We start from the raw sequence: 22407 nt of genomic DNA, 5'->3' as shown, positions 1-22407 counted from the left end.
CACCCCATACGTGGCCCGGCGGTGCCTCCGCCATGGTGGGCCGGTGCGGGCGGCCGGCGGCGTCCCCACGCGGAGAACACACGGCGGGTCAGTGGAGCGGGACGTCTCCCCCGGCGTCGTCGGGTACCCAGCGCAGTACGTCGCCGGGCCGGCAGTCGAGGGCGCGGCAGATGGCGTCGAGCGTGGTGAACCGCACCGCCTTCGCCCGGCCGTTCTTGAGGACGGCGAGGTTGGCCGGGGTGATGCCGATGAGGGCGGCGAACTCCCCTACCGCCAAGCCGCGTTCGGCGAGCCGGCGGTCCAGGTCGACGACGATCGCCATCAGATGACCTCGGCCATCTCCGTCTGGAGCGCCGTCGCCCGGTGCAGGAGACCGCGCATGATCACGGTGAGCATGGCGAACGCGGCTCCCGCGGCGTGAAGATCGCCCCGTGCCGCACCATGCCGAGCAGGCCCCACACGGCGACGAGCGCGACCTGCACACAGGCGACACCGAGGGTCGCCACCACCACGTACGGGATGGCGTAAGGGGCGTAGGCGGGAAACTGCTCGACCTCGTCGGCCGCGTCGGCCGCCGTCGACGGGATGACAACGATCCGACCGACGCTGAAGAGGTGCCGGCCCCGGTCGAGCGGCCGCCCGACCTCCGGTCCCGCACGCCCGCGTCCAGCGCGTCTTGACCAGCTGCAGAACTGGGTCTGGGCCTGGACCGCTGAGAAGACCTTCCACGGCGCGTGCGGCCCCGAAAACCTCGCCGAGGCCCTCACGCTGTTCCGTACCTGGGCGACCACGATCGCTCCCTGAACCGGCGCAGAACCCGGAGACACCAATCCGGTGAACCTATGCGGTGAGAGCACTGGAAGCCCACTCGTCGACGCGCAAACCCAACCAACCCTCGAAGGGTCGCTCATCTTCTGCTGGCCGGCGACGAACTTCACCGAACCCAGAAAGCCATTCGCGTAGGCAGCGCCGAACAGTTGCTCCGGATTGGTGCCATCGCCCCCCCGCGCCGCCGCTCCTTCGATGTGGAGAGTCTCGTATCCAGCTTGCCGTCAGTGGACTTGGCCGTGCCGTCGCGCCCGCCGGTGCCGGTGACTTCTGCGTTGTAGGCAGGCGTGACCTTCTGTATGACGGGGACATTAGTGCCCCAGTAGTCAGGGAGATGGGCCGTCCACTCGAAAGGGCGAACAACGCGCGCCGGCCCTAGGTCGTTTCCGACGGTCCGTTCGAAACAACTGAGCCAGTGCCCCAGTGGTGGCCTGAATCGAGTTGTTGATCTCGCCTGCTGACGCGTAGAAACTGGTGCTTCACCGATCGGAGGAACTCCTGTGCCCGGATACATCAGCGCTCCAGCCACCCGTGCCGAATTCGCCTCCCTGCCTGAGTGGCTCTGGGGGGAACTTGCGGCGGGAAAGTTCTTCCCCGCAACGAAGAGTGGTGGTACCGATCGAATTGCCGAATCCGACGTCGCCAGCGCCGCGCCGCCCGCAGACGGCCGGATCGCCAGTGCCGGGAGGGCCGAAGCTTTCCAGCTGGACGAGCCCGGCACCCACTGGCAGAAGCACCACGTCGCTTCCGGCGAAACGCTCGACGTGCAATGGCGATTCCCGGTAAGCAATCCGACGCGTCGGTGGTCGTACTTCATCACCAAGCAGAACTGGAACCCCTTCCAGCCCCTGGCGCGCTCCCAGTTCGATACAGACCCGTTCCATTCCGTGGAGCTCACGCCCCAGCCCTATTGGACGATGCAGACGGAGCTGACTCCCTCCAATCCCACCACCCACCAGGTGCCACTGCCACAGCGCACCGGCTATCACGTGCTCCTCGCGACCTGGGAGATCGCTGACCGGGGGGACGCCATCTATCAGGTGATTGATCTCGACTTCAGCTAGTGCTGTGATCGCATGGGTTCGCCGGGGCACCCCCACCGCCGTCTGGGCGATGCGCTCCCAGTCGGTGTAGAACCGTCGCGCCGCGGGGCTGAGGAAGCAGAAGCGGGCCGTGTTCGCCCCGCAGGTCGGGTCGGCGTACATCTCCGAGTACAGCGCGCGGCCGAGCGGATTGGTGAGCAGGACGTCGAAGCGGCTGTTCGTCACGCACACCGGCAGCGTGGGCATCGCCCCGACCATGCGCTCCACCCCGGGCCGCAGACTCGGCCGCTCGGGACGGCGCCGCACCCGGCCGGGGCGCGTGTTGGCGGCGCGCGCGAGGTCGTACAGGTGCGCCCGCTCGGTGTCATCGAGCCGCAGTGCGGAGGCGAGCGCGTCCAGGACGCTGTCGGAGACCCCGCCGAGACTGCCGCGCTCCAGCCGCGTGTAGTACTCGACGCTCACCCCGGCCAGCGTCGCGACCTCGCCCCGGCGCAGCCCCGGAACCCGGCGGTTGCCGTAGACGGGAGGGGATCCTGGTTCACTTCCTGGTGCGGGTATGCGGGTGCGGCTCGTTGTGATCGAGGGTGGCGTACCAGGTGGCCAGCAGCTTCAGCGCGTCGTGGGCGGGCGTGCCGGCTTCGGCGCTGAGGGCGGTGAGGGTGAGGCCGGGGTCGTTGGGTACGGGCAGGGCCTCGAAGGCGAGGGTGAGGTCGCCGACGGCGGGGTGGTGGAAGCGCTTGAGGCCGGTGTGGTGCAGGCGCACGTTGTGTGCGGCCCACAGGGTTCGGAAGTCCTCGCTCTGGGTGGAGAGTTCGCCGATCAGGTCGCTCAGTTCACGGTTGTAGGGGTCCCTTCCCGCTTCGGTGCGCAGCAGTGCCGCAGCCGTGGCACGCTGTGCGTCCAGTTCGGTCATGTACTCGGCGGCGCCCGGGTTGAGGAACTGGTAGCGGGCCATGTTCACCGGCCGGGCCGGGTCCTGGAACAGCGGCCAGTACAGTGCCTTGCCGAGCCGGTTGGTGGCCAGGACGTCGAGGCGGCCGTTGCGGATGAACGCGGGCGCCTCGGTCATCGCGTCAAGCAATTGCTGCAGGCCGGGCCGGATGGGCTGGGCGGTGCGGCGGCGTATGGGACGCCGGGTGGTGCTCGCGGTGCGAGCCAGGTCCATGAGGTGGGCCCGCTCGGAGTCGTCGAGCTGCAGTGCGCGGGCCAGGGCGTCCAGGACGGCCTCGGAGGTACCGGAGAGGTTGCCGCGCTCCATGCGGGCGTAGTACTCGGCGCTCACGCCGGCGAGCATCGCGACCTCCTCGCGGCGCAGCCCTTTCACCCGCCGGTGGCCTGCGGCGGGCAGGCCGGCCTGCTGCGGGGTGATCTTGGCGCGGCGGCTGGTGAGGAACTCGCGGACCTCGCTTCGGTTGTCCATGTCTTCGAGGTTACGACGCCCCTGGGGTGCGAGGGGTGTACTGCCAGTACACGTATCAAGGGGTCCTTCCGCGCGCCTGTGACCTGCTGTTTCATCGATAGCAGGCCAGCTACTGGCCACCCCGCCGCTCCGCCGGCACCGCTGGCGGGCGCAGGGCGCAGGGCGCAGGGCGCAGGGCGCAGGACGGAGGGCGCAGGACGGAAGGGAAGCAGATGCCCGCCTCTCCCTGCGGGGGGCGCTGGGCATCCGCGCGGAAAAGCACAACAACAAGCAGATGGGACCTCTCGTGAACCCGCAGTACAACTTCGAAGGCCAGGTCGCCCTGGTCACCGGCGCCGCCTCCGGCATGGGACTGGCCGCCGCCCGAGCCTTCGCCCAGGCCGGTGCCGCCGTCGTCCTGGCCGACCTCAACAAGGACGCCGTGGAGAAGGCGGCCAAGGAACTCATCGATGCCGGCCACCAGGCCATCGGTGTGGTGTGCGACGTCACCGACGAGGACCAGGCCGCCGCCGCAGTCGACCGCGCGGTCTCCGCCTTCGGCCGCCTGGACATGGCCTTCAACAACGCCGGTATCCAGGCCCCGCCGTCCGACGCCGCCGATGAGAAGGCCGAGGAGTTCGACCGCGTCAACGCCGTCAACCTGCGCGGCGTCTGGGCTGCTCAGAAGCACGAGCTGCGCCAGATGCGTACCCAGGGCTCTGGCGCGATCGTCAACTGCTCCTCCCTCGGCGGCCTGGTCGGGCTGCCCGAGCGCGCCGCCTACCACGCCTCCAAGCACGGCGTGATCGGCCTGACCAAGAGCGCCGCGGTCGAGTACGCCCCCAAGGGCATCCGCATCAACGCAGTGTGCCCCGGCACGATCGACACCCCCATGGTCGCCGACATGCTCGAAAGCCAGGCTGACGCCATGGCCGAGATCCTGAAGCAGCAGCCCATCGGCAGGCTGGGCCGTGCTGAGGAGATCGCCGAGGCCGTCCTGTGGCTGTGCAGCCCCGGCGCCAGCTTCGTCATCGGCGTCGCCCTGCCGGTCGACGGCGGCTTCACCACCCACTGAGGCCACCGATAAGACCACCGAAAACGCGGTTACGGCGACCCGACCGTCCCCGGCGCCCACCCCTGGGCGCTCACTGAGGACAAGGCTGTACCGTTCTTCCGGCAGGCCGTCGAGCTGGGCATCACCTTCTGGGACACCGCCAACGTCTATCAGGCCGGGACCTCCGAGGAGATCGTCGGCCGCGCCCTCACCGAGTACTCCCGGCGCGAGGACATCGTGCTCGCCACCAAGGTCCGCGGCAAGATGCACGACGGCCCGGGCGGTGCGGGCCTGTCCCGCAAGGCGATCCTGGAACAGGTGGATGCGTCCCTGACCCGGCTGGGCACGGATTACATCGACCTGTACCAGATCCACCGCTTCGATGACGACACCCCGGTCGAGGAGACGATGGAGGCACTGCACGACGTCGTCAAGGCCGGCAAGGTCCGCTACATCGGCGCCTCGTCCATGTACGCCTGGCAGTTCGCCAAGCTCCAGCACGCCGCCGACCTCGGCGGATGGACCCGCTTCGTGTCCATGCAGAACCAGTACAACCTCCTGCGCAGGCAGGACGAACCGGAACTCATGGCCATGTGCGGCGACATGGGCGTGGGGCTGGTGCCGTATTCGCCCAACGGGAAGGGCCGCCTTGCGCGCCCCGCCGGCGAGCAGAGCACCCGCTCTCGTACCGACCACGTCGTGCGGTCCTTTGACAGCGAGCACGACGCGCCGGTCATCGATACTGTGCAACAACTCGCCGAAGCCCGTGGCGTCAGCATGGCCCAGGTCGCACTCGCCTGGGTGCTGCGCAATCCGCTGGTCTCGGCGTCCATCGTCGGAGCCACCGAGCGGCACCATCTACCGCAGGCCGTCGACGCGCTCACGCTCCGGCTGTCGGACGAGGAAGCGGCCGCCCTGGAGGATCCGTACGTGAACGCCGGACCGTCGTGGTTCTGACGCGTTCCTGACGCGTTTCTGACGCGTTTCTCAGCGGACCTCGAAAGGCCACAACTTCGTTCTGCGGTAGGGGGATTGGCTCAGAACTCCGGCTCGTCACCGGCCGGCTCGCCCCGCGGCCCGGACCGTACTGTGCTTCGCACGACAGCCTCCTTGAAGGCCGCCGCGGCGCGTCCTGTCAGGACGAGGCTGCGCGGGCGGTCGTCGGCGTGGGTGAACTGGACGACACCGTCACGCCGGCCAAGGCTGATGTTGGTGAAGGTGTAACCGATCCGAACGGGTTCGGGTTCCCGGCCCGTCAGCCGAGCCGCAACGACGTCGGCCACACCCCGGCCCATGGGCAGGGCCGCCTGGCAGGACATTCGGCTCGGCGCTCCGCCCACCGACACCGCGGCAGCCGCGTCGCCGACAGCGTACACCTCGGGGTGCGAGATCGAGCGCAGCGTGGTGTCGACGAGCATCCGGCCGCTCTCGTCCGTTGCGAATCCGGCCGCGCGCGCCAGCTCCGGCGCCTGGAACCCGGTGGTCCACACGACGGCGTCAGCGGCGAACGACGCGCCGTCGCGGGTGTCCAAGCCGTCCTCCCGCACCGCCGCGACAACGGACTTCGGATGCACCGAGACGCCCAGCCGGTCGAGCGCGCGCCGCAGGTGGGTCCGGGCGCGTGGCGCGAGCCCGGATCCCGCGTCAGCAGCACCGGTGAACAGCCGGACTCGCAACTCGGGGCGACTCTCGGCCAGTTCCGAGGCGGTTTCCAACCCGGTCAGGCCTGCGCCGACCACCGCGACAGTGCCGCCTGACGCCATCCCGGCAATCCTGTGCCGCAACCGAGTTGCCTGCTCAGGGCCGGCGACAGCGTACGCGTGCTCGGCTGCTCCCGGGACGTCGTCGAGCCGTGCCGCCCGACTGCCCAGCGCGTACACCAGGGTGTCGTAGCCGACCGCTCGGGGCTCGGCGTCCATACACGCGGTCCGGGCAGTGGTATCGATACGCACGGTCCGGCCAGTGGTATCGATCGCGGTCACGTGTCCGACGACCAGTTGGACCGATGCACCGCTGAGCTGCTGGCGCAATGACAGCGCCGCCACTGGCTGCCCGGCGGCCAGCTGATGGAGCCGGACCCGTTCGATGAACCGGTCCGAGGCGTTGACCAGCGTGATCGTGACATCGCTCCGGCGCAGCTTGCGGGCGAGGCGCTTGGCCGCCAGCAGACCGGCGTAACCGGCGCCCACGACGACGATGCGATGGCTCATGGCACTCATGGCATGACTTCCTCTGTGACTGTGATTGTGACTGTGAGTACGGGCGGCTTGGCCACGGCAACCGCCCAGGCGATGTACAGGACGTTTGTCACCAGCCGAGCCACCGCACCGACCGGCCGCTCCAGCAGCCGGGGCCGGTCCGGGTGCGCGCGGCGCAGTGCGTCCACGTGGGACACCAGGTAGGAGGTGATCAGGACGGTGGCGGCCCAGCCCCCGGACTGCCTGCCGCACGGGACCAGTACCAGCGCACCCACCACGATCTCCGCCGCCCCGCTGACGGCGACGAGGAGCCGCGCCCGGGGGAGCCACGCGGGTACCAGCGTGCGGAAGTAGGCGGGCGCCAGGAAATGCGCGACCCCTGTGACGATCAGGAACACCGCCAGGGCAACGGAACCGATAGCGTGCATGGCACGATGATCGATTCACCTCGTGCCTGGGCGCTTGAACAAAACGATCGCCGCATCGTCTTCGCCTCTGGGCCCGAGGCGACGATGTTCGCCGAGTCCCGCCCGTTCCGCGTGGCCCCACACCGGCTGCCGGCGTGGAAAGCCGTGCTGCCGATCGGTGGCCATGTCGAACTCCTCCAGCCGGGGCGGCCCACGGTGGCGGCGCCCGGGCTGATCGTTCCGCCCCAGCTGGCACACGCCTGTGCGGCGACCTCTCCCTACCTCGCCCTGTTCATCGACTCCTGGCTGCTGCCCTCCTGCCCGGGGCCGATACGGCTCGATGCCGGTGAGGTCCGCCGCCTGCTCGCCGCGCTCGGTACCACCGGTTCCGACGGCCCCGGCACCTGCGTGGATCTGGCCGCCGGATACGCCGAGTTGCGGACACTCGCCGGGCGCCCAGCCCTGCTCGATCCGAGAGTCGCCCACGCTGTGCACCTGTGTACGGTGCGCGATCCGGACATGCCCATCACCTCCATCGCCCTCGAGGTCGGCCTGTCGGCCCCGCGGCTGCGTGCCCTGGTCCGGCAGGACGTGGGCATTGCGCTTGCACGCTTGCGCCGATGGGGCCGGCTCCGCACCGCGATCGCCGACCTGCCGGACTCGACTGCCGCCCTGGCCGCAGCCACCGCGGGCTTCGCCGACCAGGCCCACCTCGCGCGTACCGCACGGGACTTCATCGGGCGTACGCCTGTGTCCGTGCGACGTGCCGAAGCGTAAGGCGCACGGTTGACGGCCCGTCACATCCCGCCCCGTGCCCAGAAGCGTGGTGCGCTTCTCTTCGTGCGGCTCGACGAGACGGAAGGCGGCTGCCTCCTGGGTGGGGCAGCCGCCTTCCTCGCGTTGCTTGCCGGCCATGGCTGTTTCGGCCGGCCGTGGCCGGCCTACAGCGCCGGGTAGGCGTTCTTCAGGAGTTCCTGGAACTGTGCCGAGAACCACTGCCCGGCGAGCGGGGCGTTCGGCAGGGCGCCGGACATGTGGTAGCCGTTGCGGGCGTTACCCGTGTACGTCGGGTCGCACATCCGGTCGAAGCCCTTGCCCTCGTTGTTGGGGATCTCCTTGCTGGCCCCGTCGGACTCGCCCGGCGGCTTCATCCAGACGTACGCGTCGATGCCCGGTGCGGGAGCGGCCTTCGGTCGTTCGCCCAGGCCCGCGCCCGCCTGGTTGCACCAGTTGCCCAGGTGGATGCGCCGGTCGTAGCGGCCGCCCTCGACGTACGTGTCCACGCTCGTCTTCGCTCCCGGGCCGGTGGGCCGTGCCGTGCCGCCCCAGCCGTTGCGGGAGGTGTCGATCAGCATGCCGATGCCGGAGTTGAAGCCCACGGAGACCAGCTTGTCGCGGAAGGCCTGCGCGAAGGACTGCTCGTCCACGTACCGGTTCCAGTCCACCCACTTGGACTGGCGCACGGACACGCCGTTGACCGAATCGTTGATCGAGAAGTTGTCCTCCTTGAGCGCGCTGTAGTTGGCGGTGTTGGCGATGAAGCCGTGCACGTTGTCGACCGTGCTGCCCTCGGCGGTCGCCGCCTGCTTGAACAGCTCGGCGGAGGGGCCGAAGTTGTCGTCCCAGCCGATCCAGCCGTGGTGTCCGGCGTCGAGGTAGTTGTAGACGTTGGGGATGGCACCCAGCTTGTTCAGGGCGTAGCCGACGCCCTTGACGTAGTTGCCGTTGGCCTTCATCACATCGCACTGCGGGGTCTGCGTCGGCCGGCCGCTGACGTTGGTGACCAGGTTCGGCAGGGAGTCGATCTCCACCGTGGTGACGATGCGCAGTGAGGCGTACTTGCTGTCGGCGAGGATCGCCGCGATCGGGTTGATGTACTGCGTCTTGTACTTGTCGATCTCGGTCGGGCCCAGTTCGCCGTTGGAGGCGAGCGCGGCGCAGTCGCGCCCCGGGAGGTTGTAGATCACCAGCTGGACGACGAGTTCGCCGTTGCCCTTCTGCTTCAGGGCCTCGTTCAGGTGGTCGCGCAGGCCCATGCCGCCGTTCACGCCGTTGATGGCGGCGATGCGGTCGAGCCAGACGCCGGTCGGCTGGTTGGCGACCTTGCTGCCGCCGGGTTCGGCCGCGGCCTTCGCGGACCACTCGGGGTTCACGTACCCCTTGGCGCCGGCGTACGGATTGTCGACCTTGGCGGCTGCCGGTGCGGCCGCGCAGGTGGCTCTGTCCGACGTGGCGGCCGCGAGTAATGCCTGCCCTGTGCCGTGGGCGGCGGTGCAGCCGGGCGCCGCGGCGCTCGCCGCCGGGCTCAGTACCGTGGCCGTGCCGGCGCCGGCCGCGAGCAGTGCGCAGGCGGCGAGCAGTGCCGTACGCCGCCGGGGCGGCAGAGTGGGGAATGTGCGGCTCATGATGTCCGTCCTTGTGTGTCGAGGGCGCGCAGCCGGTCGCGCAGCCCGGTGCCGTACGCGGTCGGTGTGCCGTGGTAGTCGCTGATCAGGGCCGGGCCGGCGGAACAGTCCCAGGTGTTCCAGGTCCAGCCGAGGTAGGAGAGCCCGCGGTCGTCGAACCACTTCGTGACGCGGTCCACGAAGGCGTGCCCGCAGGTGTTCTCGCCGATCTCGCCGGCCACGAGGGGCACGCGGGCGGCGACCGGCGCGAGTGAGGAGTCCCAACAGGTCTCGTTCGCGCATGCGTTGAAGTTGTAGCCGTGCCAGGCGGCGGCGAGGTTTCCGGCCGGGTCGCGCGGCGCGTACGGGAGCCACTGGCTCAGGTCGTTGGCGTACGCGAGGCCGCCGGCCAGGACGAGGTTGCGGGCGCCGGTGGCCCGCACCGCGTCCAGCAGGTCCTGCATGCCGGCGACCTCGTAGCCGATGCCGGGGCAGTTGCCGCCGTCCCGCCAGCAGGTCCACGCCTGCGTCGTGGTCGCGGTGGCACGGTCCGGGTAGGGCTCGTTGAAGAGGTCGAAGGCCACCCGCGGGTCGTTCTTGAAGGTGTTCGCCACCGAGGTCCAGAACGCGGGGCTGTAGCGCGCGTCGGGCATTGGTTTCTGGCAGCCGGCGTTTATGTCGGAGCAGCCGGCGGAGTTGCCGGTGTACTGGCCCCAGCTCCAGTGGAGTTCGAGGACCGGCGTCATGCCGTGTGCTTCGACGCGTGAGACCAACTGCCGTACGGGTTCGATGTAGTTGGCGCCCCGGTACTCGGGTTTGATGTTGTCCGTACCCAGCCAGCACTGTTCGTTGAGCGGTATCCGGACCGTGTTGGCTCGCCAGTCCGCGATGGCCGCGACGGACGCGTCGTCGACCGGGCCGTCGAAGATGCCGTGGCCCTGGACGCACATGAACTCACCGCCGGAGCGGTTGACTCCGAGCAGGCGGCGGGTGGCACCGGTCGTATCGGCCAAACGGCTGCCGTCCACGTGCAGTTCGGGCGGAGCGTCCGCGGCAGCCCGTGGGGCGGGCTTCGCGGCGAAGGGCCCGGTGGCGCTTGCCGTTGCGGTGCTCGTCGTCGTGAGCACCGCGGTGACCAGGAGGGAGGAGAGCAGAAGGAACAAACGAGGGGGGTGTCGCATGAGCGACTCCTTGCAGCTCGGATGCGTACGGGGACGCATGTGCCGACTGATGGAATCGTTCCCACTGAGGTTTCCGCTTTCGGAAGGTACCGCCAAGCGACTTCAAGCAACAGAGGCAGCGCAGTCCTTTTTCAAAATGCCTGTTCGATACTTCAAACAGTGCCCAGGCCCTCTTGACCGTGCCGCCCCGCACGGCGATATTGGGCTCGTTCCCACTGGCGGTTGGCACGGTTGTGCCTTCTGCGTGCCTTCATTACTTCATTTCGGGCGCGGTGACGCTCTCGGGCGGGCCGATTCACCGCGTGCTCATACCCCGGTCGGGCACCGGTCCATGTGGTGTTCACCCGACCGACACGCCGAAGTCCGAAGCTCAGCACGGTATTTGATCAACCCCCCACGCCGAGGAGCGTTCGCATGAGCAGCCGACTGACCAACCGTCAGCCCGCCAGATCGATCACCGTGTTACTGTGCACGGCCCTCGCCGCCCTCGCCGCGGCCGCGCCCGCCGAGGCCGGTGGCCAGACCACCGGCGCTCTCCCCGCCGTGAGCCCCAAGGCCGAGACCCCCGCGCTGTTTGACGACAAGGCAGGCGGAGACGCCGACGCGGACGACCCGGCGATCTGGCGCGACGCCGCCGAGCCCGGCCGCAGCCTGGTGATCGCCACGGCCAAGCAGGGCGGACTGCGGGTCTACGACCTCGACGCCCGGCCCGTACAGTCGCTCCCCGCACCGCCCGCGCCGGGGCCGGACGACGCCCCCGGCCGCTTCAACAACGTCGACCTCGTACACGGCCTGCGCCTGTCGTCCGGCGGCCGGGCCGACGTGGCGGTGGCCAGCGACCGCGGCCGTGACACGCTGCGGATCTACCGCATCGACCGGGACCGGCCTGGTGGCCCGCTCACCGACGTCACCGACCCCGCCGCGCCGCCGGTGTTCTCCGCGGACCAGGGCGAGATCAACGAGCAGCAGACCGCCTACGGCCTCGCCACCTGGACCGACGCCTCGACCGGGCGGTCCTACGCCCTCGTCAGCCGGCGCAACCGCACCACCCTCGCCCTGCTCGAACTGACCGCGGCGCCCGGCGGCAAGGTCGGCTACCACAAGGTCCGCACCCTGGACCTGCCGTCCGCCTTCCGGCTCCCCAATGGCACTTCGTGGACGCCCTGTGCCGAGCCCGGCGAGCTGCCCCAGGTCGAGGGCATGGCCGTCGACCCGGCCAACGGCACCCTCTACGCCGGCCAGGAGGACGTCGGCATCTGGCGGATGCGGGCCGACCTCACGGGATCGCCGCACCTCGTCGACAAGGTGCGCGAGTACGGGATTCCGGGGAAGTACGACGAGGGGACCGACGAGTGCGTCCCGGGCGCCGACCCCGGCTACGGCGGCACCCGGATCACGGCCGACGTCGAGGGGCTGACGCTGCTCACCGAGGACGACGGAGACGGTTATCTGCTCGCCTCCAGCCAGGGCGACAACACCTTCGCCGCGTACGACCGTGAGCTGGGCGACGACAACGAGTACGAGGGCGGATTCCGCGTCACCCCCGCCTCGGCGAGCGTCGACGGCTCCGAGGAGTGTGACGGAGCCGCCGTACTCAACGCACCCCTGGGCGCGAAGTACCCGCACGGCCTGCTCGTCGTCCAGGACGGCCACGACGCACCGGCGGACGACGACCGCAAGGCCACGGACTTCAAGTTCGTGGACCTCGCCGACGTGATGAAGACGATCGACGACTGACGGACGGTCCCGCGCGCTGCGCGGGCGGGGAGGGACGTCCCTCCCCGCCCGCGCAGCGCCTGAGTGGTGAGCGGTCAGAAGTCGTACGGCTTTGCGGTGTTCCAGTTCAGGACGTCGGCGTCGGACCAGGTGAACTTCGAGGGCTTGCCCTTGCTGTTGAAGGCTTCCTGCTCGGTGGCCGGGCCGGTGTCGCCGGTCCCGTCGCGCATGGCGAGGGAGAGCTTCGACGAGGTGTGCGTCTTCGCGCTGTCGGTGAAGAGGGCCACGGCGGAGTAGACCTTGCCGCCGGGCCGGACCGTGATCCGGGTGTTGCCGCCCGGGGCGTCCTTCTTCGAGTGGGGCAGGACGTTCGAGGTGTTCCCGAGGATGACGGACGGATACGAAGTGACCCAGCAGGGCTTGGAGTCGGCGTTCCGTGCGGTGATCAGCAGGTGCTCGCCCTGCTGCTTCGGGAAGCGGTGCAGTACGGAGTACGACATCTCGTCGCCGTCGCACTGACGCGTGCCGGCGGCATGGGCGTTGGTGACCTTGCCGGAGTTCGCGGCGGCGACGCCGGTGTCGGTGCCGGAAGCGTCCTTTGCGGTGTACGCAGGGGAAGACTTCGTTCCCTTCGCACCGCTGTCGCCGGCGCTGCCCGCGCCGCCGCAGGCGGTCAGGCCCAGGGCCAGTGCGGCGGTGGCGGCGGCCAGAGTGGCGGCTCGGAGCTGGAATGTACGCATGTGGGGTCCCCCGTGCGATGGTGTGAGTTCCGCGGAGTCGTTCCCGCTGTGGTACCAGGTTGACCGCGGCGACTAACGTTCCGCTGTCGTAGCGCTGGCGTCCCGCTGCCGCCGCGGCCCATGGCGCGAATTCACGTCAGTGGCCCTTGCCGCGCCCGGAGAGCGCGTCGCGGGCCCGGTCGACCAGACCCGCGCCGGGAGCGAGGATCTTGTTGGCGGGGGGAGTGGACGGTGCCGCGGGGTGCGGGCGGGTCGGCGCGGCCTTCTTTGCCTGGCGGACCTTTTCCCCCAGCTCGTCGAGTTCCTCCGCGCTCGCCGCCTGCCGCAGCTGGGGGAAGAGGTTGTTCTCCTCGTCCGCGACGTGGCTGCGGATCTCGCTGATGAGGGTGGTGATGAGCCGGCCGAAGTCGGGATCGTCGGCCTGGCAGCTCTCCAGCTGCTTCATGGTGCGCTCGGCCGACGAATGGTCCTCGATCTCCTTGTCGGCCACGCTGTCGCCGTTCGCGAGGCAGCGGCGCACCGTCGGATAGAGGTGCATTTCCTCGGCGATGGAGTGACGTACCAATTCGATGATGGCCTGGTCCGCGAGTTCCTTGCGCTGCGGGTCACCGGGCGGCAATGCCTCGATCCGGGAGAAGATTTCGTCGACCTCCCGGTGGTCGGTGGTCAGCTCCTCGATGACGTTTCCGCCGTGTGCCATTTTCTGTCCCTTGTTCCTCTCTCGTGCCGTGACGACGTACGAGTACCAGCCGACCTCGCGCTCATTCTCGTTTTCGTACGGGAATTCCGCGCGCCGGCGGCAGCCGTACGACGTACCCAGGGGCAGCCGCCGGGCGGACCCAGGAGAAGGCGCAGAACGTGACAGTCGAGGTGGCATCGGGCGTTCAGGATGTGTTCAGGCTGCGGGTGGCACGGTCGGGCGCGACAGTCAGCAGCCGGCGAACGCCGGGAAGTGCCAGACGGGATGATGGGCGTTGCACGAAGCGGAAGTCCTGACCGATGTGAATGCCACCGACGCCGGCAGGCGCGCGGTGAAGAAGATGCCGGAGGTCACCCTGGCCTTCTGGATCATGAAGATCGCCGCGACGACGCTGGGCGAGACGGCCGGTGATCTCTTCGCCCAGACTCTCCAGCTGGGCTATTTCCTCACCACGATCGCGCTGTTCGTGGTCTTCGTGGTCACGCTGGTCACCCAGCTCGGGTCCCGGCGCTACCACCCGTTCTTGTACTGGACCGTCATCCTGTCGACCAGCATGGCCGGCACGACGATGTCCGACTTCACGAACCGGGACGCCAGCGCAAAGTACCTCACCAATGGGGCCGCGTCGCTGGGCTGGGGGCCGCAGGGGCTGGGGCTGGGGTACCCCACCGGCGCCGCGATCCTCGTCTCGCTCCTGATCGCCATCTTCGTGGTCTGGAGGTGCACGGGGCTGACGTTCTCGATCCGCGACATCGTCACCTTCCGTGCGGAGGCGTTGTTCTGGGCGGCGATCCTCGTCTCGAACACGCTCGGCACCTCCATGGGGGACTTCCTGTCCGACAGCTCCGGTCTGGGCTACGCGGGAGGCGCGCTGCTCGTCACCGGGCTGCTGGCGGTACTGCTCGTCCTCATGCGCGTCCCCGTCGTACCGAACGTCCTGCTGTTCTGGATCGCCTTCGTCCTCACCCGGCCGCTTGGCGCGACCGCCGGCGACTTCCTCACCAAGCCGCTCGCCAAGGGCGGCCTCGACCTCGGTACGGCAGGCTCCTCGGCCGTACTTCTCGCCCTCCTGGCCGGCCTCATGGGGTACGCCCATGTCGTCATGAAAGGCGGTGGCCGAGCCCGCGGGCGGTGCTGATCGTCAGGTCGCTGTCCGCGCCGCGCAGCTTGCGGCGCAGCCGGGTCAGGTACTGGTCGAGGGTGTTCTCGCTGACGTGGGCGCCCTCGGGCCAGCCCGCCCTGATCAGCTCGCGCCTGCGCACGAGGTCGCCGGGCGCCGCCATGAGGGCGGCGAGCAGGCGGAACTCCGTCGGGGTCAGGTCGATCCGGATGCCGTGGGCGGTGCAGCTGTGCCGGACGGCGTCCAGGGTCAGGGCGCCGAGGGTGGCCGGGCGGGGAACGGAGCGCCGCAGTGCCGCGCGGAGGCGGGCGGCGAGTTCGGCGAGGTGGCAAGGCTTGGGCAGGTAGTCGTCGCCGCCGGCGGAGAAGCCGCTGAGCCGGTCCGTGATCCCGTGCTGGGCGCTCAGGAAGATGACGGGGGAGTGGAAGCCGTTCGCCCGGAACGCCTGGCACACGTCCCGTCCGTCAGCGTCGGGCAGCCCGACGTCCAGCACGGCAGCGGCGATGTCGTCGGTGGCCAGCCGCAGGGCGGTGGCGCCGTCCCGCGCGGGCACGGTATCGAAACCCTCCTCGCGCAGGCCGCGCAGGAGTACGTCGCGCAGGGCGTGATCGTCCTCGACGATCAGGATCCTGTGGCCCATGCTTCCTCGCGGTTCATGAGGTCGTCAGCAGGGGACGCAGCCGGGTGGCCGTGATCCGCCGGGCCACGGCATCCGGCCACCGGCGCAGTACGGACACCGCGGCGGCGGCGACGAGGGTGCCGACGAGCGCACCGGCCACGACGTCGTGCGGGTAGTGCGCGCCGACCCAGATCCGGGAGAGCGCCATCGCACACGCGGCCAGTACGGCGACCAGGCCGAGACGACGCCCGACGGCGACCGAGCCGAGGCGGCGCCCGACGGCGAGCAGCGCGACCGCGGCCGCCGCGGCGATGGCCGCGTGATTGCTGGGGAAGGACCAGTCGCCCGGCGCCGGACACGCCTCCAGCGTGATCACATGCAGACTCTGGCACGGGCGGTCCTCACGCACCGCGAGTTTCAGCGCGTCATCGACGGCGTACGCCAGGACCACGATCACCGGCGCGGCGAGCGCCAGTACCGCGGCTGAAGGGCTGGTGCCTCTCGCGCGCCACCACGCGACCACCATGAGCACGGCGAACAGGGCGAGCCCATAGGCCGACCAGCCGGACACCAGGCCGTCCAGCCAGGTGGGGGAGTGGTGGGCGAGGGCCACCACCTCGGTGTAGACGGAACCGTCGAGGGAGGAGCCGTCGAAGGCGAGGATCATGGCCGTGCTTCTTTCCATCACGGGGGTGGGCGCGCCGGGAGGCGCACCCCGCTGACTACAATGCTGTAGACGGTCTACTGGACTGTAGACGATAGCGGTGTGAGGATCGTTCCCATGACCGACTCGAAGGACGAACGCCGGCCGGCGGGCGAACTGGAAGCCACCGTGATGGCCGCCCTCTGGGCCGCCGACGGGCCGCTCACGCCCGGCCGGGTGCAGGTGGAGCTCGGCTCCGGCCTCGCCCGTACGACAGTGACGACGATCCTGTCCCGGCTGCACGAGAAGGGCATGGCCGGCCGGGCCCGCGAGGGGCGGGGATACGCCTACTTCCCCGTCCAGGACGCTCCCGGGCTGACCGCACGCCGTATGCACAGCGCGCTCGACGGGGACATCGACCGCGAGACGGTGCTGGCCCGCTTCGTCGCCCAGCTCAGCCCCGACGACGAGCGGCTCCTGCGGGACCTGCTGGAATCGGGTGAGCAGTGACGGTCCTGCTCCTCGTCCCGCTGCTGCTGCCCTTCGCCGCGCCCTTGCTCGCCCGCCGCTGCCTCGACCGGCTCGCGCCCGTGGCCGCGCTGTGGGTACTGACGCTCGTCGTACTGGTCCTGGCCGCCTCCTCCGTGGCCGCGCTCGGCGCGCTGGCCCTGCTCGGGCTGCTCAGGGTGCCGCTCTTCGCCGGGCTCGGCGAGCTGATCCACCCGCTCCACACCCCGTCGGCCCTCCTGGTCCTGCCGACGGCGGCGGTGGCCACCGGCATACTGGCCGTCAGCTGCTGGACGCTCGCGCGCTCGGCCCTGCGTCAGGCCCGCGCGTTCCGCGTCGCCCACCGGCAGGCCGCCCGTCGGCCCGCGGCGGGTGACCTGTGCATCGTCGACTCCCCGGACCCCGACGCGTACGCACTGCCGGGCAGGCCGCACCGCATCGTCGTCACCATGGGCATGCTCCGCAGCCTCGGCCCCGCCGAACGGGAAGCGCTCTTCGCCCACGAGCGCGCCCACAACGCGGGCGGCCACCACTACTTCCTCGCCGCCGCCGAGCTCGCCGCCCACTGCCATCCCGGCCTGCGCCCGGCCCGCGCCGCGATCCGGCTCGCCGCGGAGCGCGCCGCGGACGAGGCCGCCGCCGCCACGACCGGGGACCGGCGGCTGACCGCGCAGGCCATCGCCCGCGCGGCACTGGCCACCGGCGTCACCCGCTCCGCCCGGCCGGACTTCGCCTCCGCCGCGACCGCCGGCCCCGTCCCGCAGCGAGTGGCGGCCCTGCTCGCGGCTCCCCGACGCCACACCCGGGCCGCTTCCTGGATCGCCCTGCTCCTCGCCGTCCACGCGGCCGTCTCCTTCTCCGCCGCGGCCGACGGCGTGCTCGACTTCCACCACCGGGTCGAGGTCGCCCAGGGCGAGGTGAGTCGCTGACCAACCGTCAGGCCGGCGGGTTCCCGTGGTCGCGCGGGGGCGGGTCGGCGTGCTTGGTGCGGAGCATGGCGAGGGAACGGGCCAGGATCGACCGGGTGTCGGCCGGGTCGATGATGTCGTCGACCAGGCCCCGTTCGGCGGCGTGCTGAGGGTGCATCAGCTCCCTGCGGTACTCCTCGATGCGCTGCGCCCGCACCGCGCTCGGGTCCTCGGCCGCGGTGATCTCCTTGCGGAAGACGACGTCGGCGGCGCCCTCGGCGCCCATCACGGCGATCTCGTTGGACGGCCAGGCGAAGGAGAGATCCGCGCCGACGGAGCGCGAGTCCATGACGATGTACGCGCCACCGTAGGCTTTGCGGAGCACCACGGAGACGCGGGGCACGGTGGCGTTGCAGTACGCGTACAGCAACTTCGCCCCGTGGCGGATGATGCCCTGGTGCTCCTGAGCGACGCCGGGCAGAAAGCCGGGCACGTCCACGAGAGTCACCAGCGGGATGTTGAAGGCGTCACACAACTGGACGAAGCGCGCGGCCTTTTCGCTGGCGCCGATGTCCAGCACACCGGCCAGGACCAGCGGTTGGTTCGCCACGAAGCCCACGACATGACCGTCCAGCCGGGCCAGCGCGCACACCATGTTCCGCGCCCAGGACTCGTGGACCTCGAACGTCTCCCCGTCGTCGGCGATCTCGCTGATCACCTCGCGCATGTCGTACGGGCGGCTGCCGTCGGCCGGGACCAGGTCCCGCAGCGCCTCGCAGGCCCGGTCGGGCGGGTCGGCCGAGGGCTCCTCGGGCGGCAACTGCCGGTTGTTGGACGGCAGCAGCGACAGCAGATAGCGCACGTCGTCGAGGCAGTCGGCCTCGTCGTCGTGGACGAAGGCGGCCACCCCCGATTCCCCGCTGTGCACGTCCGCGCCGCCCAGCCGGTCGTGGGAGACCCGTTCCCCGGTGACGGCGTGCACCACGTCCGGGCCGGTGATGTACATCCGCGAGGGGCCGCGGACCATGAACACGAAGTCGGTCAGGGCCGGCGAGTACGCGGCCCCGCCGGCGCACGGGCCGAGTATCACGGAGATCTGCGGGATCACCCCGGACGCCCGCGCGTTGCGGAGGAAGATGCCGCCGTACCCGGCCAGGGCGCTCACCCCCTCCTGAATGCGGGCGCCCGCGCCGTCGTTGAGGCTCACCAGGGGCGCTCCCGAGGTCAGCGCCAGATCCATCACCTTGTGGATCTTCGCGGCATGGGCGGCGCCGAGGGATCCGCCGAAGACCCGGGAGTCATGGGCGTAGGCGAACACCGTGCGCCCGTACACGGAGCCCCAGCCGGTCACCACCCCGTCGCCGTACGGGCGGTTGTCCTCCAGCCCGAAGCCGGTGGCACAGTGCCGCCGCAGGGGCTCGAGCTCGGTGTACGTGCCCTCGTCGAAGAGCAGCGCCATGCGTTCCGGGGCCGTCAGTTTGGGCGGCGGGGCCGCTCTTCGCTCGGAGGAGGAGACTTGGTGGAGGTCGGTGTAAGGCATGGCGTGTCCTCTGATGAGGGGTGTCCCAATGCGCCTGCGGGACCGCTCCGTTGGTCATGGAGCGGCCTCGCCCGTCCAGGAGCCGAGCGTCATCTCCGCGGTGATGCCGGGGCCGAACCCCGCCATCAGGCCCTGCCCGCCCTCCGCGACGGAGCCCTCCTCGAAGAGCCGGCGCAGGGCGTCGAGGACCACGGCGCTGGCGATGTTGCCGTACTCGGTGAGCGTGGCCCGGCTGTGCCGGAACGCGGAGGGCGCGACGTCCAGGAACCGGCTCAGGTCGTCGAGGATCCGCGGCCCGCCGGCGTGGACGATGTAGAAGTCCAGTGCGGAGGCGTTCCACAGGTGCTGGGCCGCGAGTTGCCGCAGCGCGGGGGCTAGCGGTTCCATGGTGGTCGGTACGCGCTTGTCCAGCCGGAAATGGAAGCCCGTCTCCCGTACGTCGTAACGGATCCATTCCTCGGTGTGCGGGATCAGGTACGAGCCGTTGAGTTCCAGGCGTACTCCAATGCCGCCGGTCCCGCGGACCAGAGCGGCGGCGACCGCGTCCCCGAACAGGCCGTCGGACAGCAGGGAACCGACCCCGTCGTCCGCGGGCTGGTAGCACAGCGAGCAGAACTCGCAGGCCACGATCAGTACGTTGGCGCCGGGGTGGGCGGCGCAGAAGTCCTGGGCCCGGTTGACGGCCGCGCCGCCTGCCGCGCAGCCCAGTTGGGCGATCGGTATCTGCCGGGTCTCCGGGCGGAAACCCATTTCGTTGATCAGCCACGCCGTCATCGAGGGCATCGTGAAGCCGGTGCACGACACGTAGACGATGGCGTCGACGTCCTCGGCGGACAGCTCGGCGTTGGCGAGGGCCTGGTCGACGACCGGCGGGACGCGGCGTTTGGAATGCTCCACGTAGAGGGCGTTGCGGGCCTCGAAGCCCGGATGCCGCAGGGTCTGCTCTACGGGCTGGATCAGGCGGCGCGTACGGACACCCGTGTTCTCGATGAGCCGCAGCACCAGGGGCAGTTGCGGGTTTCCCGCGTGCAGTCTGCGGGCGAGGTCGAGGCTGTCCCGCAGTGTGATCTCGTGTTCGGGGACGGCCACGGAGGGCTTGCAGAGAGTGGTCACGGTGGTGCTCTTCCGTCGGGGACGGCCGGGTGACGGCCGAACGCGCGGGTGCGGTCCACTCCCTCCACCCTGCACGAGGAGGCGGTTTCCCGCATGCGGCGACGATGTCCCCGAGCGGCACCGACCGCCGTTCCGCGCACCGGGCCGCCCATGACCGGGCGCCGCCGCCGACGGCACACGGGCGCCGGCAGGCCGTGTGACCTGCCGGTTCCCCGAGTTTCCTGATCACCTCACCGGCGTCTTCGGCCGGTGGGCAATCTCCTGGTAAAGCTCCCCGCGGGTCAGGCCGCGGCGGCGGTGCGGCGGTGGATGCCGATCAGGTTGGCGGCCAGCGTGGCAGCGACGGCCAGCCCCATTCCCAGTACCGCGCCGCCCACCCCGATGCCCGGGGCGGCGAAACCCAACGCCAGCACGACGAGGGCGCCGGCGGCCACCAAGAGCTCGTGCCCCACGGCGCCGGTGCCGGTCAGGCGGTGCAGGACGCCGAGGGCGACCAGGACGATCGCCACCGGCACGGCCACGGCCAGCGCCGCGCCCCGGACGGACAGGTGCCCGTGGTGCTCCGTGGCCCCCAGAGCCACTTCCAGGCCGGCGCCGAGGGCGGCGACGGCGGCGAAGATCACGTAGTGGCCGTATCCCCAGGTGAGGGCGGTCTTCAGATTCGGCAGGGCGACCTCGGGGCCGGTGAAATAGGTCCACCACAGGCAGAAGACCAGCAGCAGACCGCCGACGACGATCATCAACAGCCCGGCGGTCAGTCCCCCCTCGCTCACGGCGGACCGCACGGCCGCCAAGGCGGCGAGAATGACCTCGCCGAGCACGATGATGGTGAAGAGGCCGTAGCGTTCGGCGATGTGGCCGGGGTGCCAGTGCGTGGCCCGTCCCCGGTACTCCGCCCAGGCCGGCACGGCCAGCTCCGCGGCCACCAGCACCACGAACGTGACCCACGCCCACGCCTCGGGCGTCCACAGCCGGGCGATCCACCCGGCCTGCACGACGATGATCCCGACGGCGTACCGCACGGCCGCGCCACGGCCCTGCGGATGCTCCACCGCGGCCCGCAGCCACTGGGTGACCATCGACACCCGCATGATCACATAGCCGACGACCACCACGGTGAAGTCGCCGTGCTCGAATGCGGACTGTACGCCCGCGGCCAGTACCAGCACCCCCGCCATCTGCAGCAGGGTCAGCAGCCGGTACGGCACGTCGTCCGTGTCGTAGGCGGAGGCGAACCAGGAGAAGTTCATCCACGCCCACCAGATCGCGAAGAACACCGCGGCGTACCCGGACAGCGCCGCGCCGAGGTGCCCCTCGGCCAGCGCGTGGTGCAGCTCGGCGGCGGCCTGCGAGACCGCGACCACGAACGTCAGGTCGAACAGCAGCTCCAGCGGCGTCGAAGCACGGTGTTCCTCACCCGGGTCACGCCCCCGCATCGCCCGTCGCATCACTCCACCACGCCACGTACTCTCGTCGCTCACGTGCTCTGCCTTCCCTGTCCTCGCTCGATGGCAGTCCCACCCTTCCACCCTCTCGCGGACGTACGCATCCGCTACTCGCCGCCTCCCGGCCGACCGGCGTCACCACCGACGTCGCGGCCGGCCTGGTCGCCCGGTGACGCCGGCGGGGCCCAGAGGCCGTCCATGGTCGTGTGGCTGATCTCCTTGGCCAGGTCGCGGCGGGCCGCGTACGCCATGTTGACGATCAGCCGACGGCCGCGGCGCAGGGGAGTGACGCGGTGCAGGGTGGTGTCGGTACGCATCAGGTAGCGGTCGCCCGGGCGCAGGTCCAGGGTCCGCACCGGCCCCGCGGCGAGCTGCCGGTGCAGCTGCGGATCGGCCTTGTTCCAGGTCGTGCCGGGTACGTACTGGACGGAGCCGCCGTCGCGCGGCGGCGGGCAGTCGACCACCCAGACCAGCGCGAAGCTGTAGTCGTCCCAGTGCCAGCCATGGGTGTCGCCGGACTCGCGCAGCTCGGTGATCACAAACCGCTCGGGCTCGTAGGGGCAGGTGAGGACCTCCTCGCCCGCCACCTCACCGAGGACGGCGCGGATCTCCGGGGAGTCGTACAGGGCGGGGATGGCGCGCCCGTGGGCGCTGATCTCCTGGCAGCGGACGTTGCGCATCCGCCGCGGCGTGTGCCCGGTCTCGGCGAACTCCAGCTCCCGGCGGACCCCGTACTGCTCCGCCAATGCCCGTGCCTCATCTGCCAGTTGACGGAATTCCCGCGACGGTGCCGGTACCTTCACCGCGCCGTGCCGGCGGAACGCGGCAACGGCTTCGCTCAGCAATGTCATGACGGTTACCG

At 70.4% G+C, this 22407-nt stretch carries 22 protein-coding genes and 2 pseudogenes; 8 read left to right on the top strand and 16 right to left on the bottom strand.

All coding sequences use genetic code 11. The annotated features are described in order from the left end of the window. Nucleotides 1–88: 88 nt before the first annotated feature. Both ACZ4MH_RS01370 and ACZ4MH_RS01365 read right to left on the bottom strand, forming a co-directional pair. Nucleotides 89–322 (bottom strand): helix-turn-helix domain-containing protein, encoded by a 234-nt coding sequence (locus tag ACZ4MH_RS01370; protein ID WP_351599129.1) that lies wholly within the window; start codon nucleotides 320–322, stop codon nucleotides 89–91. Nucleotides 323–383: 61 nt separating this feature from the next. Beyond that, entirely contained in the window at nucleotides 384–791 is a 408-nt protein-coding gene (locus ACZ4MH_RS01365) for a DUF2975 domain-containing protein (protein ID WP_351599128.1), read from the bottom strand. Between the two features lie 537 nt (nucleotides 792–1328). Here ACZ4MH_RS01365 and ACZ4MH_RS01360 point away from each other — a divergent pair. After that, nucleotides 1329–1892, top strand: a complete 564-nt coding sequence (locus ACZ4MH_RS01360) for a lytic polysaccharide monooxygenase auxiliary activity family 9 protein (RefSeq protein WP_351599127.1) — start codon at nucleotides 1329–1331, stop codon at nucleotides 1890–1892. A 27-nt stretch (nucleotides 1893–1919) separates the two neighbouring features. On the opposite strand, the pseudogene ACZ4MH_RS01355 reads toward ACZ4MH_RS01360, so the two are convergent. Together ACZ4MH_RS01355 and ACZ4MH_RS01350 are read right to left on the bottom strand one after the other, a co-directional pair. Beyond that, a pseudogene (locus tag ACZ4MH_RS01355) lies at nucleotides 1920–2366 on the bottom strand (helix-turn-helix transcriptional regulator); the annotation flags it as partial. A 43-nt stretch (nucleotides 2367–2409) separates the two neighbouring features. Then, on the bottom strand, nucleotides 2410–3291 hold the full coding sequence (locus ACZ4MH_RS01350) for a helix-turn-helix transcriptional regulator (protein ID WP_351599126.1): 882 nt from the start codon (nucleotides 3289–3291) through the stop codon (nucleotides 2410–2412). A gap of 286 nt (nucleotides 3292–3577) precedes the next feature. Between ACZ4MH_RS01350 and ACZ4MH_RS01345 the strand changes: the two genes are divergently transcribed. Then, on the top strand, nucleotides 3578–4345 hold the full coding sequence (locus ACZ4MH_RS01345; RefSeq protein WP_351599135.1) for a glucose 1-dehydrogenase: 768 nt from the start codon (nucleotides 3578–3580) through the stop codon (nucleotides 4343–4345). A gap of 30 nt (nucleotides 4346–4375) precedes the next feature. Continuing rightward, a pseudogene (locus ACZ4MH_RS01340) lies at nucleotides 4376–5281 on the top strand (aldo/keto reductase); the annotation flags it as partial. An 80-nt stretch (nucleotides 5282–5361) separates the two neighbouring features. On the opposite strand, the gene ACZ4MH_RS01335 reads toward ACZ4MH_RS01340, so the two are convergent. Next, entirely contained in the window at nucleotides 5362–6543 is a 1182-nt protein-coding gene (locus tag ACZ4MH_RS01335; RefSeq protein ID WP_351599125.1) for an NAD(P)/FAD-dependent oxidoreductase, read from the bottom strand. After that, entirely contained in the window at nucleotides 6540–6950 is a 411-nt protein-coding gene (locus ACZ4MH_RS01330) for a DoxX family protein (RefSeq protein ID WP_351599124.1), read from the bottom strand. Before ACZ4MH_RS01330 ends, ACZ4MH_RS01335 begins: the two co-directional genes overlap by 4 nt. Nucleotides 6951–6956: 6 nt before the next feature. On the opposite strand from ACZ4MH_RS01330, the gene ACZ4MH_RS01325 reads away from it, so the two are divergent. Next, the gene (locus ACZ4MH_RS01325) at nucleotides 6957–7706 is read left to right on the top strand and encodes a helix-turn-helix domain-containing protein (protein ID WP_351599123.1); all 750 of its coding nucleotides are present in this window, start codon (nucleotides 6957–6959) and stop codon (nucleotides 7704–7706) included. Between the two features lie 164 nt (nucleotides 7707–7870). Here the strand turns inward: ACZ4MH_RS01325 and ACZ4MH_RS01320 are convergent, their stop codons facing one another. Both ACZ4MH_RS01320 and ACZ4MH_RS01315 read right to left on the bottom strand, forming a co-directional pair. Then, entirely contained in the window at nucleotides 7871–9334 is a 1464-nt protein-coding gene (locus ACZ4MH_RS01320; protein ID WP_351599122.1) for a glycoside hydrolase family 6 protein, read from the bottom strand. Next, a complete protein-coding gene (locus ACZ4MH_RS01315) occupies nucleotides 9331–10494 on the bottom strand; it encodes a glycoside hydrolase family 5 protein (RefSeq protein ID WP_351599121.1) in 1164 nt (387 codons plus the stop codon). Before ACZ4MH_RS01315 ends, ACZ4MH_RS01320 begins: the two co-directional genes overlap by 4 nt. A gap of 414 nt (nucleotides 10495–10908) precedes the next feature. Between ACZ4MH_RS01315 and ACZ4MH_RS01310 the strand changes: the two genes are divergently transcribed. After that, complete coding sequence (locus ACZ4MH_RS01310; protein ID WP_351599120.1) at nucleotides 10909–12231, top strand: phytase; 1323 nt, start codon at nucleotides 10909–10911, stop codon at nucleotides 12229–12231. A gap of 74 nt (nucleotides 12232–12305) precedes the next feature. Here the strand turns inward: ACZ4MH_RS01310 and ACZ4MH_RS01305 are convergent, their stop codons facing one another. After that, complete coding sequence (locus ACZ4MH_RS01305) at nucleotides 12306–12950, bottom strand: DUF4232 domain-containing protein (RefSeq protein ID WP_351599119.1); 645 nt, start codon at nucleotides 12948–12950, stop codon at nucleotides 12306–12308. 136 nt (nucleotides 12951–13086) lie between these two features. Continuing rightward, nucleotides 13087–13650 carry a hemerythrin domain-containing protein gene (locus ACZ4MH_RS01300; RefSeq protein ID WP_351599118.1) on the bottom strand — a complete coding sequence of 188 codons (564 nt, stop codon included), beginning with the start codon at nucleotides 13648–13650 and terminating at the stop codon, nucleotides 13087–13089. Between the two features lie 274 nt (nucleotides 13651–13924). On the opposite strand from ACZ4MH_RS01300, the gene ACZ4MH_RS01295 reads away from it, so the two are divergent. Next, on the top strand, nucleotides 13925–14788 hold the full coding sequence (locus tag ACZ4MH_RS01295) for a COG4705 family protein (RefSeq protein WP_351599117.1): 864 nt from the start codon (nucleotides 13925–13927) through the stop codon (nucleotides 14786–14788). Here ACZ4MH_RS01295 and ACZ4MH_RS01290 read toward each other — a convergent pair. Continuing rightward, nucleotides 14751–15410, bottom strand: coding sequence for a response regulator transcription factor (locus ACZ4MH_RS01290; protein ID WP_351599116.1), 660 nt, complete (start codon nucleotides 15408–15410; stop codon nucleotides 14751–14753). The genes ACZ4MH_RS01295 and ACZ4MH_RS01290 overlap by 38 nt on opposite strands. A 13-nt stretch (nucleotides 15411–15423) precedes the next feature. After that, nucleotides 15424–16056: a phosphatase PAP2 family protein gene (locus ACZ4MH_RS01285; RefSeq protein WP_351599115.1), complete on the bottom strand. Its 633-nt coding sequence runs from the start codon at nucleotides 16054–16056 to the stop codon at nucleotides 15424–15426. 114 nt (nucleotides 16057–16170) lie between these two features. Here ACZ4MH_RS01285 and ACZ4MH_RS01280 point away from each other — a divergent pair, with 114 nt between their 5' ends. Both ACZ4MH_RS01280 and ACZ4MH_RS01275 read left to right on the top strand, forming a co-directional pair. Then, nucleotides 16171–16542 carry a BlaI/MecI/CopY family transcriptional regulator gene (locus tag ACZ4MH_RS01280; protein WP_351599114.1) on the top strand — a complete coding sequence of 124 codons (372 nt, stop codon included), beginning with the start codon at nucleotides 16171–16173 and terminating at the stop codon, nucleotides 16540–16542. Next, nucleotides 16539–17468 carry a M48 family metalloprotease gene (locus ACZ4MH_RS01275; protein WP_467753713.1) on the top strand — a complete coding sequence of 310 codons (930 nt, stop codon included), beginning with the start codon at nucleotides 16539–16541 and terminating at the stop codon, nucleotides 17466–17468. Before ACZ4MH_RS01280 ends, ACZ4MH_RS01275 begins: the two co-directional genes overlap by 4 nt. A gap of 7 nt (nucleotides 17469–17475) precedes the next feature. On the opposite strand, the gene ACZ4MH_RS01270 is transcribed toward ACZ4MH_RS01275, so the two are convergent. The 4 genes from ACZ4MH_RS01270 to ACZ4MH_RS01255 form a co-directional block, all read right to left on the bottom strand. Further along, nucleotides 17476–18987, bottom strand: a complete 1512-nt coding sequence (locus ACZ4MH_RS01270) for an acyl-CoA carboxylase subunit beta (RefSeq protein ID WP_351599335.1) — start codon at nucleotides 18985–18987, stop codon at nucleotides 17476–17478. Nucleotides 18988–19041: 54 nt separating this feature from the next. Continuing rightward, nucleotides 19042–20100 carry a type III polyketide synthase gene (locus ACZ4MH_RS01265; protein WP_351599334.1) on the bottom strand — a complete coding sequence of 353 codons (1059 nt, stop codon included), beginning with the start codon at nucleotides 20098–20100 and terminating at the stop codon, nucleotides 19042–19044. Nucleotides 20101–20381: 281 nt separating this feature from the next. Further along, nucleotides 20382–21536 (bottom strand): low temperature requirement protein A, encoded by a 1155-nt coding sequence (locus ACZ4MH_RS01260; protein ID WP_351599337.1) that lies wholly within the window; start codon nucleotides 21534–21536, stop codon nucleotides 20382–20384. A 116-nt stretch (nucleotides 21537–21652) separates the two neighbouring features. Then, complete coding sequence (locus tag ACZ4MH_RS01255; protein ID WP_351599333.1) at nucleotides 21653–22396, bottom strand: HalD/BesD family halogenase; 744 nt, start codon at nucleotides 22394–22396, stop codon at nucleotides 21653–21655. Nucleotides 22397–22407: the final 11 nt, after the last annotated feature.

The sequence above is a fragment of the Streptomyces sp. NPDC026301 genome (assembly GCF_055567935.1).
The sequence above is the reverse complement of the archived record's forward strand: the minus strand, read 5'-3'. Positions and strand labels throughout refer to the sequence as shown.